The sequence below is a fragment of the Enterococcus sp. AZ009 genome, assembly GCF_050548785.1.
Classification (GTDB): Bacteria; Bacillota; Bacilli; order Lactobacillales; family Enterococcaceae; genus Enterococcus_D; species Enterococcus_D entomosocium.
In genome coordinates this window covers 1571987-1587140 of record NZ_CP172960.1, presented here as the reverse complement: position 1 = coordinate 1587140, position 15154 = coordinate 1571987, and the positions used below count along the sequence as shown (strand labels likewise).

Genomic DNA, 15154 nt, shown 5'->3' with positions numbered 1-15154 from the left:
AAAGACCAGTGGAAACTGATCTTTTTTCTAACGAACCTATTAGACTGTCAGTCAGTTATTTGCCGCTTTCACGATAGATCACTTCTAGACAAAATGCACAAGGTTCATCATGTTCTCTGCGAGAACCGTATAAGTCATAACAAACATGAAATCCTTCTTCGTAAATCTTTTCTAAATTCATTCGTGATTTAGAAAGTTCTTGTTTGACCGATTCAGCGGGTGCATCTGCCACTTGGTTCAACTCACGAATGTGTTCACGTAAGCGTTGATTTTCCAATTCTAATGTCGTATTTTTTTCGACGATTTCTTGCAAAGACTGCTTCATTTCCGCTAGATTATTTAAGGAATTTTGCAACTCCGATTCTAACTGATTCAATCCGTCATATATTGATCGTTTGTCCATGCTCATTATGGTCACCTACTTATTTTGTCACTAGTTCTTCATAATCATATTCGATTGGTGTTTGCCGATCATGCAAACGGACTTTGATCACTCGGCTCAACAGATCCAGCCCAACCACACGTCCTTTGCCATCTGGCGTTTCAACTTCCTTGCCGCGATCCGGCAATTCTTTTTTCGCCCGCTCATATTCTTCACTTTCATACTTAAGACAGCACATCAAACGACCGCATAATCCTGAGATTTTCGCAGGATTCAAGGAAAGTCCTTGATCTTTAGCCATCTTGATGGATACAGGGATAAAATCCCCTAAAAACGTCGCACAGCATAGTTTGCGACCACATGGCCCAACTCCGCCTAGCGCCTTCGCTTCATCCCTGACACCGATTTGGCGCAGTTCAATCCGGGTATGAAATTCACTTGCCAAGTCTTTGACTAATTCGCGAAAGTCAACACGGCTTTCTGCAGTAAACGAAAAAATCAGTTTTGTCCGCTCAAAGGTATAGGCTACTCGAATCAATTTCATTGGCAACTGATGTGCGCGGATTTTTTCTTTTCCAATTTTTAACGCTTCATCTGCCGCCTTTTGATTGGCTGCTGCCTGTTCCAAATCTTTCTTCGTCGCCCGACGTAAGATAGGTTTGACTACCTGAGGCAAATCGCTCTCATTCATTTCTCTGCTTTTGGTGACGACTGTGGCAAGACATTTAGCATCTTGTGATTCCACGATGACTTGGTCATTTATAGTATAGGTCTGTTTTTTCGGTGTGTAAAAATAAATCTGGCCTACGTCATGATAACGCACTCCGACAACTTCGATCATCTCTGGTCTCCTTTTCCGGCTGCTGCGTTTTATCCATAGATGATTTTCACGGAAAATTGTTCTGCCACACCTTGGAAAGACACATTGGCTTGCAACTTTTTTTGTGCTTGCAATGCGGCTTCAATGGCACGATTGATCTCTTTTCCCCATAAACCTTGCCCCAACAATCGATCCCGCTCCTCTTGAAAGTAAAATAACAAGAGCAAAAAGATTTCTGATTGCTGATTTTTTTCTTTTGCTAGACCCAATAATTTTTTCTGAACAAAAATAAATGCTTGCGGGTCTTTCTTCAAAAGGTAATTCACCCAACGCTTAACAGCATCCTTAGTTTCATTAAACCATTCATCTTGCGAGATTTCAACTGCTTTATGATAACTATTGGTCAAGTGGCTTAGAAGTCGGCTTGTCTCTTTAGAAAGTCCCTCTTCTTGTAACTTTTCTTGCAGTTTTTCTTTTGACAAAGGAGAGAAATGAATGATCTGACAGCGAGACTGGATGGTTGGCAAAATACGACCAAGGCTCTCCGTTTCTAAGATCGCCAGAAAGTTTCCCACTGGTTCTTCTAAAAACTTTAGTAAACTGTTGGCAGCGCTGTTGTTCATTTTGTCAGCTTGAGACAAAATAAAGATTTTCAAACGGCTTTCAAAGCCGCTTTTTGAGAACTCCTCTTGCAGCTGTCGAATCTGGTCGACTTTGATCATCTGTCCATCAGGTTCAATTTGGATAACGTCAGGATGCTCTCCTTGGGCGATCCGTAGACAATTGCTGCATGCACCACATGGCGCTTCTTCTTGTACATTGGCACAAAAAAGGCGTTTTGCGAGCCATAGACTTAGTTCATGCTTGCCAGTCCCCTTGTCCCCTTCAAAAAGATAAGCATGAGCAATGCGCCCATGCTTGATACTTTTTTTTAGTTGGGCAAAAACAAGAGGCTGGTATTCTTGTAGAAATAACTCCTCCATGAAATGCTCCTTTTTTAATATTGATGGAATCCGTCAACTGGCAGCACGAATACGGTGGCGCCACCGACTTCGACTTCGACTGGATAAGGAACTTGACCATCTAAGGATATATCTAGTGACATCGGTGTCGAGACATATTGCTTTCTTGATTGACAGGTTTTTTTAATCAATTCTAACGCATCTTGCACACGGTCATCTTCAATACCAATGATAAACGTACTATTACCAGCCTTTAAAAAACCACCCGTTGATGACAATTTTGTAGCACGGATATTGGCATCAATAAACTCATTTGCCAAACGATTACTGTCTTTGTCTTGTACGATTGCCATAATTAATTTCATGGGACCATCTCCTTTGTGTTATCCAACCTACCCTAGATTGATTTGAAGTAAGCAGGATACGATTCAACGATTGCCGAATAGCTGGATTCAACAACTTCTTGTAACCCCATTCTAGCATCAATCTTATGAATGCGTACAGGATTTTCTTCCGCTAGCTTTAGATACGCATGACGAACCCGTTGATGAAACTCCAATCCTTCCGAATCTAGTCGGTCATATTGATGTGCACGATTTTCTTGGATGCGACGCAAGCCAGTATCAGAGTCAACATCTAGATACAAGGTAAAATCAGGGGTCGTTCCTTCCGTCGCAAACTCGTTGATCCGTGCGATCTCAGGAATCCCGATGCGACGTCCAGCTCCTTGATAGGCAAGCGAACTGTCAACAAAGCGGTCACAGATCACGATGTGTCCGGCGTTCAATGCCGGTAGGACAACCTCAATCAAGTGTTGGCGGCGTGCCGCTGCATAAAGTAAGGCTTCGGTCCGCTCATCCATTTCTTCATTTCGCGGATCTAAAATAATTTTACGAATTTTTTCAGCGATTTTAACTCCGCCAGGTTCTCTTGTTTTAACGATTTTTCTTGTTGCTTCAAGCTGTAACCGAGGATACAATTCTTCGATCACACTGGTTTTTCCAGCACCATCCGGTCCTTCGATGGTTATAAACAATCCATTCACCCTAATTGCCTCCAATATCTTTATAATTCTCGGCGACCTTCTACTGCTTTTAGCAAGGTCACTTCATCCGCGTATTCAATATCGCTGCCCACAGATAAGCCATGAGCCAAACGCGTGACTTTAATACCGGCAGGCTTGATCAAACGCGACATATACATCGCCGTCGCTTCGCCTTCCGTGGTCGCATTGGTCGCAATGATCACTTCTTTGACCTGATCATCATGCAGCCGCTGTATCAGGGATGCAATGTTGATATCTTCTGGACCTGTCCCTTCCATCGGGGATAACACGCCATGCAGTACATGATAAAGTCCATGATACTCGCGGACTTTTTCTAATGCCATGACATCTTTAGGTTCTTCAACTACTAAAATCGTTTCTTTGTCTCTTGTGGGATCACTGCAGATTTCACAAGGATCTTCTTCCGTTATATTTCCGCAAATACTGCAAAAGTGCAAATCTCGTTTAACACTAAGCAACGATTTAGCAAACTCATTGACGACTTCTTCTTTCATATCAATCGTATAAAATGCCAAACGTGTTGCGGTTTTTTGTCCAATTCCCGGCAGTTTCATGTAACTGTCGATCAATCGGGCGATCGGTTCAGGATATTGCACCGTCATTTCTCCTTTTATAGACCCGGAATGTTTCTTGTATATTTGCCCATTGTTTGTTCCGATTCTTTTTCAATTTTCTTTAATCCGTCATTGATGGCTAAAATGATCATATCTTGCAGCATTTCCACATCGTCAGCATCAACGATTGCTTCATTGATAGCAATGTCTTGTAACATCTTATCGCCAGTAAAGGTCGCTTTGACATAGCCATTTGTCGATTCGCCGATAAATTCTTTGCTGTTTAGTGCTTCTTGTTCTTTCATCATTTCTTTTTGCATTTTTTGCATTTGTTTCATCATGCCTTGCATATTTCCCATGCCTCGCATCATTATTCATCACTCCATATTCATTAATTTTCTTCAATGCTGGTTAATTCACCAAATAACTCTTGCGCTTTTGTTACTAAGTCGTCATTTTCTGGTTCGACAGGAGCGGCTTCGGTCTCTTCTTGCTCTACTTCAATTTCTGACTCTTCCGTTGCTTGACCGCCAGCCAAAAACTCTTGTCGTAGCGTCGGCCAACTTTCTTTTGTAATAAAGACAGCCTGTGGGGCGTAGTCTTTGATCATACGGGACAATTGATTATGGATCATCAATTGAAACTCTTGGTCGTTACTTGCTCGCTGACATAAGATCTCATAGTCAAAAGCGATCACGACGCCCGATTCGCTGGCAGCTTTTGCTTCACTGGAGTGCAGCATAGCTCTTTGCGTCACGGAAAGAGACATCAAAAGATCGTCCCAAACATTACGAACATTTGCCAAGTCTTTCTTCGTTGCACTTTTCAGTACTTGGAACACGCGTTCCTTTGGTAAACGGAACGTAGTGGTCGCCTTGGTTTTCTTCACTGGCGCGGTGGTTTCAGCAACGGCACCTGTCGGTCGATTCTCTTGCAGTCGTTGCACCTCTGCCTGAAGTTTTTGCAGTGCTTGACGTAACTGCGCCACTTCTTGACTATTGTCAGCTGAATTGCTGGCAACAGCAGCACTTTCTGGATCATTGGCTAATTTGACCACAGCCACTTCCAAATAGATCGTAGGATTGTTCGTAAATCGTACTTCATTTTGCGTATCGTTTAAGACCGTGATCCAGTGATAGATTTTTGATGGCGGGGTAATTTTTGCCAGTGTTTGAAACGCTTCAGTCAACTGCAGAGACTTTTCAGATAGCAGCTGCGGCGCTTGTTGATACATCAGCAAGTCTCGACAATAAACCAACAAGTTTTCCAATAAACGGCGGGCTTCTTTACCAGAGGCTAATAACTCCCGCAAGGTCGCTAACGCATCGGCAACTTCTTTTTCCCCACAAGCCTGCATCAGACGGTCCATCATTTCATAGGACAAGCTGCCCGTCACTTCTAAAGCATCTTGGGTCGTTACGGTTCCATCACTAAAAGCGATCGCCTGGTCGGTGATACTCAAGGCATCCCGCATACCGCCTTCTGCGGCTCGCGCAATGATCTGTAAAGCTTCTGCTTCGTAATTGATCTCGCTAGTAGTAAGGACCGTTTCCAAATGACCCACGATGTCTTGCGTATTGATCCGTTTGAAATCAAATCGTTGGGTTCGGGAAATAATCGTTGCTGGAATCTTATGGGGCTCTGTTGTTGCCAAAATAAAGACAACATTTTTCCGTGGTTCTTCCAATGTTTTTAGTAATGCATTAAATGCGCCTGTTGACAGCATGTGCACTTCATCAATGATATAAACTTTGTATTCTGCTTGGGTCGGTGCATAGTTCGCACGATCACGAATAAAGCGAATTTCTTCTACACCGTTGTTACTTGCCGCATCGATTTCGATCACGTCTTCTTGCGTTCCAGCTGTGATTGAGCGACACATGTCACACTCATTGCAAGGCTCGCCATTGACTTGGTTCGGACAATTGATGGCTTTGGCAAAAATTTTCGCTGCACTTGTTTTCCCGGTTCCTCGAGGGCCCGTAAACAAGTAAGCATGCGAGATTTGATTTTGATCGATTGCATTTTTTAAGGTTTGGGTAATTGCTTTTTGTCCGACAACATCATCAAAACGCTGAGAACGCCAAACACGATATAATGCTTGATAGGCCATAGTTTTCCACACTCATTTCAAAATTCGCTACCTTCTATTATACGTAATATCAGCTAAAAAAACCACCGTTTGCGTGGTGGAATCTCAAAAGAAATGGAAATTTAATTCGAAGAGCCATTCCGCGCGCTTTCACTCACTATATCCTTTTATTCCTCCCTATTTTCAAGAAAAAAGACCATTCCTCTTCTCCAACTTTAGACTGATAACGTATATCTCACCTCCTATGGTATAATGAATCTACGTTCATCTATTGTGATGAAAACAATTTAAAGGAGGACTGAAAATGGGTATTATCAAAGCGGCAACAAGCGCAATTGGCGGCGGATTAGCAGATCAATGGCTAGAGGTGATCGAGCCTGACAATATGAGCGATTCGACAGTAATGACAAAAGGTGTCAAAGTGCGGCGTAATGACAAACGCGGTTCTAACAGAAAAGGCACGGAAGATGTCATCACTGATGGGTCAGTGATCCATGTCTATCCGAATATGATGATGTTATTGGTTGATGGCGGGCGAATCATCGATTATACCGCTGAAGAAGGCTACTATACCGTCAAAAATGAATTAGCGCCTTCGATGTTGAACGGTTCACTGAAAGATGCGATTTCTGAAACCTTCGACCGCTTTAAGTTTGGCGGCGTTACACCACAAAAACAACAAGTTTTTTATATCAATCTTCAAGAAATCAAAGGAATTCGCTTCGGTACTTCATCGCCTTTGAACTATTTTGACAACTTTTATAACGCAGAACTATTCTTACGGGCGCACGGAAACTATTCCTTACGAATTACCGATCCAATTTTGTTCTATACGAATGCGATCCCAAAAAACAAAAGTCAAGTCGATATCAACGACATCAATGAGCAGTACTTAGCTGAATTTTTGACCGCCCTACAAACCGCGATCAACAAAATGTCCGCTGATGGCGAACGAATTTCTTACGTTCCATCTAAGAGCATGGAATTAAGCAAATATATGGGAACGGTTCTTGATGACAGCTGGCGAGAACTCCGCGGCATGGAAATCGTTTCTGTTGCCGTCGCAAGCATCTCTTATACGGATGATTCCGTAAAACTGATCAACATGCGGAACCAAGGGGCAATGTTAGGCGACCCTTCGATTCGTGAAGGCTATGTTCAAGGTTCGGTTGCTCGTGGTATGGAATCTGCCGGTAGCAATGCCGCTGGGGCTACGACTGGGTTTGTTGGCATGGGCATGGGGATGAACGCTGGTGGCGGTTATTTGAACCAAGCGTCACAAAACAACCAACAGCAAATGCAGCAACAGGCTTCTGCACAAAACAACGCAGATCATTGGGACTGTCCACAATGCGGCACCTCTAATACTGGTAAATTCTGCAGCAATTGCGGGACGCCAAAACCAACGAGCGATGGACCAAGCCTGAAAATGAAATGCAGCGATTGTGGTGAAGTGATCGATTTAGCCAACGGCATTCCAAAATTCTGTCCGAATTGTGGCAAACCTTTCAAAGGTGTCCCAGTAGACTAATTGAGGAGGATTGCTGATGGATGTTATCACACATAAGTGCCCCAATTGTGGGGGCGCTTTAACCTTTGAACCTGGTGATCAAAAATTTCATTGTCCATTTTGTCTGAGTATTTTTACTGAAGACGAAGTCACTGCCTTCGAAGAAAAGCAAAAAGAAGCGCAGATGGCCGATACTCCTGTCTCAGATCCTTCTGTAACGACCGAAGCCGAACCGTCCCTTCAAGAAGAAGTTAGAGAGCAAGCCGATGCACAAGCGGGGCAGATGGACCTTTTTACCTGCCCCAGCTGCGGTGCAGAAATCGTGACGGATGCAACGACGGCCGCAACCTACTGCTACTTTTGCCACAATCCTGTCGTCTTGTCAGGACGGCTTTCAGGAGAATTTTTACCTAACAAAGTCCTCCCTTTTGCCATCGAAAAGGAAGAAGCAACTGCGAAATTCTTAGAATGGGCGCAAAAGAAAAAATTTGTGCCACGGGATTTCTTCGATCAAGCACAAGTAGAGAAATTGACTGGTGTGTACTTCCCTTATTGGGTCGTCGATGCTGAGATGAATGGCTCGCTTTCAGGTATGGGTACCTCTTTGCGTATTTGGCGCGTTGGTGATATTGAATATACTGAGCACAAACAATACGATGTCTTGCGACGAGGAAAAATCAAGGTGAATGAATTGCTCAAGCATGCGCTGTCAAAAAACGTTCAGCAAAAAATGGTGACTGGCGTTCAGCCGTTTCCCCTTGAAAAAGCTGTTAATTTTCGCAGTCAGTATTTAGCCGGCTTCCAAGCAGAAAAAAGAGACATTGAATACATTGATCTTTCTGACGAAGTCAAAAACGAATTATCGGGTTATGCTGAAAATCTGCTAGCAGGTACCGTCAATGGCTATACTAGTTTTAAACGCAACAATCGTTCCATCAATCTAACAAAAGAAGAAAACAACTACGTTTTGCTTCCTGTATGGCTAGTGACCTATCGAGCCGATGATGAAAACAAGAGTGCCTTTTATTATGCGATGAATGGGCAAACCGGAAAAGTCAGCGGTGTTTTACCGATTAGTTACAAGCGCTTGGGAATCGTCAGTGGCGCAATTTTCGTGGCAACGACCATCCTCGCATTGATTGGAGCGTATTTCTTATGAAAAAACTATCTTATTTGTTGTTACTGCTGGTTGGCTTTTTCTTAACCGCCCTGCCCGCCTTCGCAGCCGAAGAGACAGTCGCAGACCACGCTGGACTCTTTACCGAACAAGAGATCCAGCAGTTGAACGAAGAAGCAGAAGCGCTGAATGCAAAGATCAAAGGCGAAGTTTTTATTCAAACAACGAACAGCAATACGGGAGATATCGAGTTGTACACTGATCGATATCTTTCAAGACGGATCGGCAACGACAACAACGGTTCGGCATTGGTGATCGATATGGCGCAACGGAAATTTCACGTTTCGACTTCCGGAAATATGATCGATTATCTTACCGATTCACGTCTAGATAAGCTACTTGATGCGGTATTTGACCAGATGGCAGAGGGAAATTATTATCAAGCTGCATTGGTCTATCTGCAAAAAGCAGAGGGTTTTGTGGAAGCAGGTGTTCCTGCCGATCATTATCGTATCGATCGTGATACCGGAAAAATTACTTATTACAAAGTGATAACGCCACTAGAAATTGCTATTTGCTTAGCGATCGCGGCAGTGATCAGTATCGCTTTTTTCATCATTGTTAAATCCCGTTACCAATTAAAAATGGGCGGCTACAAATTTAACTATCTAGAAAAATCAAGTATTGATCTGACCCAAAAAGAAGATCGCTTAGTCAATTCCTTTGTCACAACCAGACGCATCCCCCGTCCTTCGAATAATGGTGGAGGCGGTGGTGGCGGTTTTTCTGGCGGCGGCGGTGGCAGTACGACCCACTCTTCTGGTGGCGGAACATTCGGCGGCGGCGGACGCAGCTTTTGATTTTTCAAGAGTTCCTTTAATCAGGAACTCTTTTTTTGTTGACAATTTTCATAAAAACATCTACCATTTAGGAAAATATAGGAAATGAGTTGATTTTATGTTTGAAATTATTAGAAACAATAAACTTTTTATCAGTTTGAGTAGTTTGCTAGTTTTTTTGACTGTCCTGACAAACCTCGCTTTCCCTTTGCTTCTACAAGAAGATCACGCACTGCGCTTTGATCATCTCGTCGGCTTATTAGCGTTCATATTAAGTATCACTTATTGCGCGCAATTCTTATTGATTTTGATGAAAGAGCGCTATGCAGCTTCGATGAATGTTCGCCATCTCTTAGAATTGTTAAAAAAAATGAAAAGGAAGAGTTATGTAGAACTCTCTGAAAAGGAGCCCACTTATCTATTAAACCGCATCTTTGGCGTTGTTGATTCCTTATACTTGTTTATTTGCGGTAGTTTTAGCGAATCCATTCGCTGCTTTTTCTTATTGCTGATCCCACTTTTTTTGTGTTTCCAATTGCATTATTTACTGGGTTTCATTTTACTATCGCTATTTCCCATCAATGTTTTTGGGTTTCGATGGATCAATCAACAGTTGAGTATTAAGATGAAAAATATGCAAGAAGCATTTGCTCTTAGCAATAAGGAAATGTTAACAACATTGTCCCATATTGATACAATGAAGCAATGGAGTGACGCTGTTCTTGAGCAGCTGTTTTCCTCTCAATTGACATCGATGTATCAAACATTAGCAAACACCAATACTTTTGCCCAAACGACTAGTTTAGTCCTTAATGCGATCAATCAGATCGCCCAGATCGGCGTCTATTTGTTTATGATTCAAGGAATATTACAAGATGAACTGCCAACCTCTGCGTTGATTTTGATTGGCGTGCTATTACCCATTTACTTTTCTGCATTAAGTGGTTTAACGAAAATCAATCTTGATACAGCTACTCTGAGGACCAATCAACGTTTTGTTAACGAAGAATTGGCTGCTCCCGATGACCGCTGGAACCAAACGTGTGAAGCTACTCTGAGTCTTACTTTCGACCACCCTGTCGTATCCATTGGCAACCACAGCTTTTCCTTTCCCATTGAAGAAACCTTGAAACCTGGTGAACATATTTACTTGGCTGGCGCTTCAGGAAAAGGAAAATCAACGTTTTTAAAGGCAATTGCTGGCCTTTATCCATCAGAAGGAATTTCGCTTTCAACGAAGAGTAAACGCATCAAGCCAAGAAACCCTGAAACAGATAAAACCCTCTACCTTGCTCAAGACCCTACGATTCTCTCTCGGACAATTGAAGAAAATCTTGTATGGGGAAGAAAAATGACGAGAGAAGAAAAAATAATTATCGAAACCTCTGGTATTTTAGCGCCCATTTTTCAACAGCGCTCATGGACTAGCAGGCTTACGGAAAATGGTGCCGACTTGTCTGGAGGAGAAAAGCAAAGAATCGCTCTAGCTCGCATATTATTAAGTGATGCCGAAATCATTCTTTTAGACGAAGCTACCAGCAGCCTTGATGATGAAGCTGCCGAAAAGATTATGAAGTATTTAAAAAAACATGCAGAAAAACGCATTATCATCTATACTAGTCATAAGAAAGAGGAGCAACGCTTTTGTGATCGTACAATCGCTTTGTAGGAGGAACCGATGAAAGATTATTATACCGTTGAAGAAGTCGCTGAAAAACTGGGCGTAACGACTCGAACCATCCGAAATTATCAAAAGACCAACCAACTTAAAGGGACAAAAATTGGCGGGCAGTGGCGCTTTTCTTACAAAGATGTGGCTTCGTTGATGGGCGAACCATTTGAAGATCCCCTGCTTTCTTTTGCTTCAATACGTTCAGAAAAACAGATACCCGAAAGCTTACTTGCCATTGATTTCTTTATTGAATCAGAGGAATTGCTACAACAGCAAAAAAAAATCGTTATTGATGAGTTCAATGCACTTTACTCAGGGGAAAGTCGGCGTTTTTACTTTGAAAAAATCAACCCAACGATGGCACGATTTACATTGATCGGACCGTTGAAATATGTAACAACCTTTGGACAGTGGATCGAAACAATACTTTCTCTCCCAAAGTAATCATCTGAGCGCCTGCTTTTAATTTAAAAGAAGAGACCCAATTAGGAGAATGTCTAATCAGGTCTCTTCTTTCTTTTTTGGAAGGCTTGTTGCACTCAGATGATTTCCTTAAACACAGAGAAATCAATATTGCCGCCGGAGACCAATGCCACAGTTTTCTTTCCTCGAAGCAAATGATCGATCTGTCCGCTTAAAATCGCCGCCGTACTTAATGCACCAGCCCCTTCTGCGATGACTTTTTCCCTCAATGCTAAGTAATGGATCGCTTGTTCGATATCGGATTCTTCAACTAAGACCGTTTCATCGATACGGGTCTTTAAAACATCATAGGTCAGTTCCCCTGCCAAAGCAACATCACAGCCATCGGCGATCGTTCTACTGCGGCGATTGGCTACTAGCTTTTGCTGCCAAAGTGAGGCGATCATGCCATAAACGCCATAGGATTGAACGCCGATGATTTTGACTTCTGGACGAAGTTCTTTTAAGGCTAAAGCAATCCCAGCAATCAACCCACCACCGCCGATGGGAATAATGACATTATCAACATCTGGAAGATCCTCCAACAGTTCGATCGCAATCGTTCCTTGCCCCTCCATTACTGCACGATCATCAAAGGGAGAGACAAATACTTCGCCACTATCTTTCATGGCGTCTAGTGTCAGTTGTTTGGTTTCATCAAACGTCTCTCCTGCTAAAACGACTTGTGCGCCATAACTTCTTGTCGCCTCTATTTTTGTTTTGGCAGCCGTTAATGGCATAAAGATTCGGACATTGATCCCCAGTAACGATCCGGCGAGAGCAACACCTTGCGCATGATTTCCTGCAGAACAGGCAATGACACCGCGAAGTTTTTCTGCATCAGTCAATGACGCGAGTTTGTTATACGCCCCCCGCGCTTTAAAGGAGCCGGTACGCTGTAGATTTTCTAATTTCAAAAATATCGTGCCCTCTTTTTCTTTGCCTAAAATATTACTTGGTGCAAGTGGTGTATGGATCATGATTGGTTTCAATCGTCGATACGCAGCAGCGATCCCCAGACTGTCCGTCAACACTTCCTCAATCACAAACGTTCCCCCTTTTTTGTTTTTTTATACTCTCATTGAAGCACAGAACTTGTAGAAAAACAATCTGGGGAACTCGTACAAGCAAAGATCGGTTCCCCTTTCTTTACACGTCACTGTCACCAAATATTCTTACAGAAGAATTTTCAGAAAATAATGACATTTCTTTTCTGAAGTGCTATACTTAGAAAAATTAAAAAAGGGTGTGAACGAATGACAATCGATTGGTCAAATTTAGGGTTTTCTTATATCAAAACGCCATGGCGTTTTTTGGCAACATGGAAAGACGGTTCTTGGAATGAAGGCGAACTTACCGAGGATAATTATCTGCATATCCACGAGGGATCAACCGCTCTTCATTATGGACAGCAATGTTTTGAAGGACTAAAAGCCTACCGAAGAAAAGATGGCGGCATCAATTTGTTCCGTCCAGACGAAAATAGCAAACGGATGAACCGCAGTGCCTATCGCCTGCGTATGCCAGAGGTTCCTGAGGCCTTTTTCTTAGATGCGGTAAAACAAGTAGTAAAAGCAAATCAGGAATATGTTCCGCCTTATGGCAGCGGCGCCACCTTGTATATTCGTCCTCTATTGATTGGCGTCGGAGAAAATATCGGTGTCAGCCCAGCACCAGAGTATATTTTTACGGTTTTTTGTATGCCGGTCGGACCTTACTTTAAGGGCGGATTGACACCAACCAATTTCATTGTTTCTGATTATGATCGCGCGGCACCAAATGGTACTGGCGCAGCCAAAGTTGGTGGAAATTATGCGGCGAGTTTGTTACCTGGATACGAAGCCCATCAACGGAAATTTTCCGATTGCATCTACCTTGATCCAGAAACGCATACCAAAATCGAAGAAGTCGGTTCTGCCAACTTTTTCGGGATCACGGCTGCTAATGAATTTGTGACACCAAAATCTCCTTCTATTTTACCAAGTATCACAAAATATTCATTGCTGCATCTAGCGCAACATTCATTAGGATTGACCCCTGTGGAAGGTGATGTTTATCTCAATGAGCTGGATCGTTTTGTCGAAGCGGGTGCCTGCGGAACAGCTGCTGTTATTTCCCCGATCGGCGGGATCCAAAACGGCGAGGATTTCCATGTGTTCTATAGCGAAACGGAAGTTGGTCCACAAACAAAGGCATTGTATCACGAATTGACCGGCATTCAATTCGGCGATATTTCGGCACCAACCGGTTGGATCTTTGATGTTCCATTGGATTAAGCGAACCGGGCTACATCCTCTTCAACCGAACGATCACTACGGACCGTTCGGTTTTTCTCTTTCTATCGATCAATTTATCATCACTGCATCAGAATTGATTGCCACAACTCTTTTGACTTGTTACAATCATAGCAAAGGGAGGCGTAATGATGGGCAAACGATTCGGCTATTCTTTGCTAGCAACAGCCTTGTATTTGGTGGTTTCCAATATTGGTAATCTCGTTTTTGGTATTAACCGCAGCTTTAGTTGGACCACAACGTTGTGGGAAGCATTTTTCTTTTTTATTTTCGTGTTCTTATTCCAACAATTTCGAAAAAAATAAGCAGCGATCCTCGCTCATAAAAAAACGAGGATCGCTGCTTATTACTTTTTAGGAATCTCAGCCTCTAACAAAAAAAGCGCCAAACCCCTTCATACGAAAAGATTTGACACTAAGAAAAATTATTTAACTGTTACTGAAGCGCCAACTTCTTCTAAAGCTGCTTTCAATGCTTCAGCTTCGTCTTTAGAGATGCCTTCTTTAACTGCTGAAGGAGCTCCGTCAACGACTGCTTTCGCTTCTTTCAAGCCTAAGCCAGTTGCTTCACGAACTGCTTTGATAACTTTAACTTTTTGATCGCCAGCTGCAGTCAATTCTACAGTGAATTCAGTTTGTTCTTCAGCAGCACCAGCATCGCCAGCTCCACCAGCTACAGCTACAGGAGCTGCAGCAGATACGCCAAATTCTTCTTCGATAGCTTTAATTAAATCGTTTAATTCTAAGATTGTCGCGCCTTTTAGCTCTTCGACAATGTTTTCAATGTTCAATGCCATTTTGTTTTCCTCCATTTAAGTAAGTAGTTTAGTTTTTAATACTGAAAAATTATGCGGCAATTATGCTGCATCTTCTTCTTTTTCTGCCACTGCTTTGACAGCGTAAGCCACGTTGCGGATAGGTGCTTGTAGCACAGATAGCAACATAGAAAGAAGTCCTTCGCGGTTTGGCAATTTCGCCAATGCAGTAATTTCTTCCAATGAAGAAACTTTGCCTTCGATGATACCGCCTTTGATTTCTAAAGCTTTTGCGTCTTTTGCGAAATCGTTAATGATTTTTGCAGGTGCAACAACGTCTTCGTTACTGAATGCTACGGCAGTAGGGCCAGTGAATACTTCACCTAAACCTTCTAGACCAGCTTTTTCAGCAGCACGAGAAAGAATTGAGTTTTTGATAACTTTCATCTCAACGTTTGCATCACGCAATTGTTTACGTAAGCGAGTTACTTCATCAACAGTTAGTCCACGGTAGTCAACAACGACTACAGATGCGGCTGCAGAGAATTTTGCACTCACTTCATCAACGATCGCGGATTTTTTAGCGATAGCTGCTTCACTCATTTATATTTCACCTCCTGATTTTGATGG

At 42.7% G+C, this 15154-nt stretch carries 18 protein-coding genes; 7 read left to right on the top strand and 11 right to left on the bottom strand.

Annotated features, from left to right (window positions below):
- Positions 1–55: 55 nt before the first annotated feature.
- From IGJ74_RS07595 to dnaX, 8 genes are read right to left on the bottom strand one after another with little or no spacing between them, the layout of a single operon-like run.
- Complete coding sequence (locus IGJ74_RS07595; RefSeq protein ID WP_077452675.1) at positions 56–403, bottom strand: DNA replication initiation control protein YabA; 348 nt, start codon at positions 401–403, stop codon at positions 56–58.
- Positions 404–422: 19 nt separating this feature from the next.
- A complete protein-coding gene (locus IGJ74_RS07590) occupies positions 423–1223 on the bottom strand; it encodes a PSP1 domain-containing protein (RefSeq protein WP_005236620.1) in 801 nt (266 codons plus the stop codon).
- A gap of 29 nt (positions 1224–1252) precedes the next feature.
- Positions 1253–2185, bottom strand: a complete 933-nt coding sequence (gene holB, locus IGJ74_RS07585; RefSeq protein ID WP_005236622.1) for a DNA polymerase III subunit delta' — start codon at positions 2183–2185, stop codon at positions 1253–1255.
- 14 nt (positions 2186–2199) lie between these two features.
- The gene (locus IGJ74_RS07580; protein WP_005229817.1) at positions 2200–2529 is read right to left on the bottom strand and encodes a cyclic-di-AMP receptor; all 330 of its coding nucleotides are present in this window, start codon (positions 2527–2529) and stop codon (positions 2200–2202) included.
- 32 nt (positions 2530–2561) lie between these two features.
- Entirely contained in the window at positions 2562–3209 is a 648-nt protein-coding gene (gene tmk / locus IGJ74_RS07575; protein WP_005229815.1) for a dTMP kinase, read from the bottom strand.
- Positions 3210–3229: 20 nt separating this feature from the next.
- Positions 3230–3826 carry a recombination mediator RecR gene (recR, locus tag IGJ74_RS07570; protein ID WP_005229813.1) on the bottom strand — a complete coding sequence of 199 codons (597 nt, stop codon included), beginning with the start codon at positions 3824–3826 and terminating at the stop codon, positions 3230–3232.
- Positions 3827–3840: 14 nt separating this feature from the next.
- Complete coding sequence (locus IGJ74_RS07565; protein ID WP_218193144.1) at positions 3841–4155, bottom strand: YbaB/EbfC family nucleoid-associated protein; 315 nt, start codon at positions 4153–4155, stop codon at positions 3841–3843.
- A 20-nt stretch (positions 4156–4175) separates the two neighbouring features.
- Positions 4176–5897, bottom strand: coding sequence for a DNA polymerase III subunit gamma/tau (gene dnaX / locus IGJ74_RS07560; RefSeq protein ID WP_086317206.1), 1722 nt, complete (start codon positions 5895–5897; stop codon positions 4176–4178).
- A 283-nt stretch (positions 5898–6180) separates the two neighbouring features.
- Between dnaX and IGJ74_RS07555 the strand changes: the two genes are divergently transcribed.
- The 5 genes from IGJ74_RS07555 to IGJ74_RS07535 all read left to right on the top strand — a co-directional run bounded on the left by IGJ74_RS07555 (position 6181) and on the right by IGJ74_RS07535 (position 11458).
- Positions 6181–7407 (top strand): SPFH domain-containing protein, encoded by a 1227-nt coding sequence (locus IGJ74_RS07555; protein WP_086299567.1) that lies wholly within the window; start codon positions 6181–6183, stop codon positions 7405–7407.
- A gap of 16 nt (positions 7408–7423) precedes the next feature.
- Complete coding sequence (locus tag IGJ74_RS07550) at positions 7424–8545, top strand: TFIIB-type zinc ribbon-containing protein (protein WP_218193145.1); 1122 nt, start codon at positions 7424–7426, stop codon at positions 8543–8545.
- The gene (locus IGJ74_RS07545) at positions 8542–9363 is read left to right on the top strand and encodes a TPM domain-containing protein (protein WP_218193146.1); all 822 of its coding nucleotides are present in this window, start codon (positions 8542–8544) and stop codon (positions 9361–9363) included. The genes IGJ74_RS07550 and IGJ74_RS07545 overlap by 4 nt, the downstream gene beginning before the upstream one ends.
- A gap of 97 nt (positions 9364–9460) precedes the next feature.
- Positions 9461–11011, top strand: a complete 1551-nt coding sequence (locus IGJ74_RS07540) for an ABC transporter ATP-binding protein (protein ID WP_194199462.1) — start codon at positions 9461–9463, stop codon at positions 11009–11011.
- A gap of 9 nt (positions 11012–11020) precedes the next feature.
- On the top strand, positions 11021–11458 hold the full coding sequence (locus IGJ74_RS07535) for a helix-turn-helix domain-containing protein (protein ID WP_005236643.1): 438 nt from the start codon (positions 11021–11023) through the stop codon (positions 11456–11458).
- A 95-nt stretch (positions 11459–11553) separates the two neighbouring features.
- On the opposite strand, the gene IGJ74_RS07530 is transcribed toward IGJ74_RS07535, so the two are convergent.
- The gene (locus tag IGJ74_RS07530; protein WP_005236650.1) at positions 11554–12522 is read right to left on the bottom strand and encodes a pyridoxal-phosphate dependent enzyme; all 969 of its coding nucleotides are present in this window, start codon (positions 12520–12522) and stop codon (positions 11554–11556) included.
- 210 nt (positions 12523–12732) lie between these two features.
- Between IGJ74_RS07530 and IGJ74_RS07525 the strand changes: the two genes are divergently transcribed.
- The gene (locus IGJ74_RS07525; RefSeq protein WP_005236652.1) at positions 12733–13752 is read left to right on the top strand and encodes a branched-chain amino acid aminotransferase; all 1020 of its coding nucleotides are present in this window, start codon (positions 12733–12735) and stop codon (positions 13750–13752) included.
- A gap of 149 nt (positions 13753–13901) precedes the next feature.
- On the top strand, positions 13902–14075 hold the full coding sequence (locus IGJ74_RS07520) for a hypothetical protein (protein ID WP_005236653.1): 174 nt from the start codon (positions 13902–13904) through the stop codon (positions 14073–14075).
- A 119-nt stretch (positions 14076–14194) separates the two neighbouring features.
- Here IGJ74_RS07520 and rplL read toward each other — a convergent pair whose 3' ends face one another.
- Together rplL and rplJ are read right to left on the bottom strand one after the other, a co-directional pair.
- A complete protein-coding gene (gene rplL / locus IGJ74_RS07515) occupies positions 14195–14566 on the bottom strand; it encodes a 50S ribosomal protein L7/L12 (RefSeq protein WP_003127081.1) in 372 nt (123 codons plus the stop codon).
- 60 nt (positions 14567–14626) lie between these two features.
- Complete coding sequence (gene rplJ / locus IGJ74_RS07510; protein ID WP_005236672.1) at positions 14627–15127, bottom strand: 50S ribosomal protein L10; 501 nt, start codon at positions 15125–15127, stop codon at positions 14627–14629.
- Between the last annotated feature and the right edge of the window lie 27 nt (positions 15128–15154).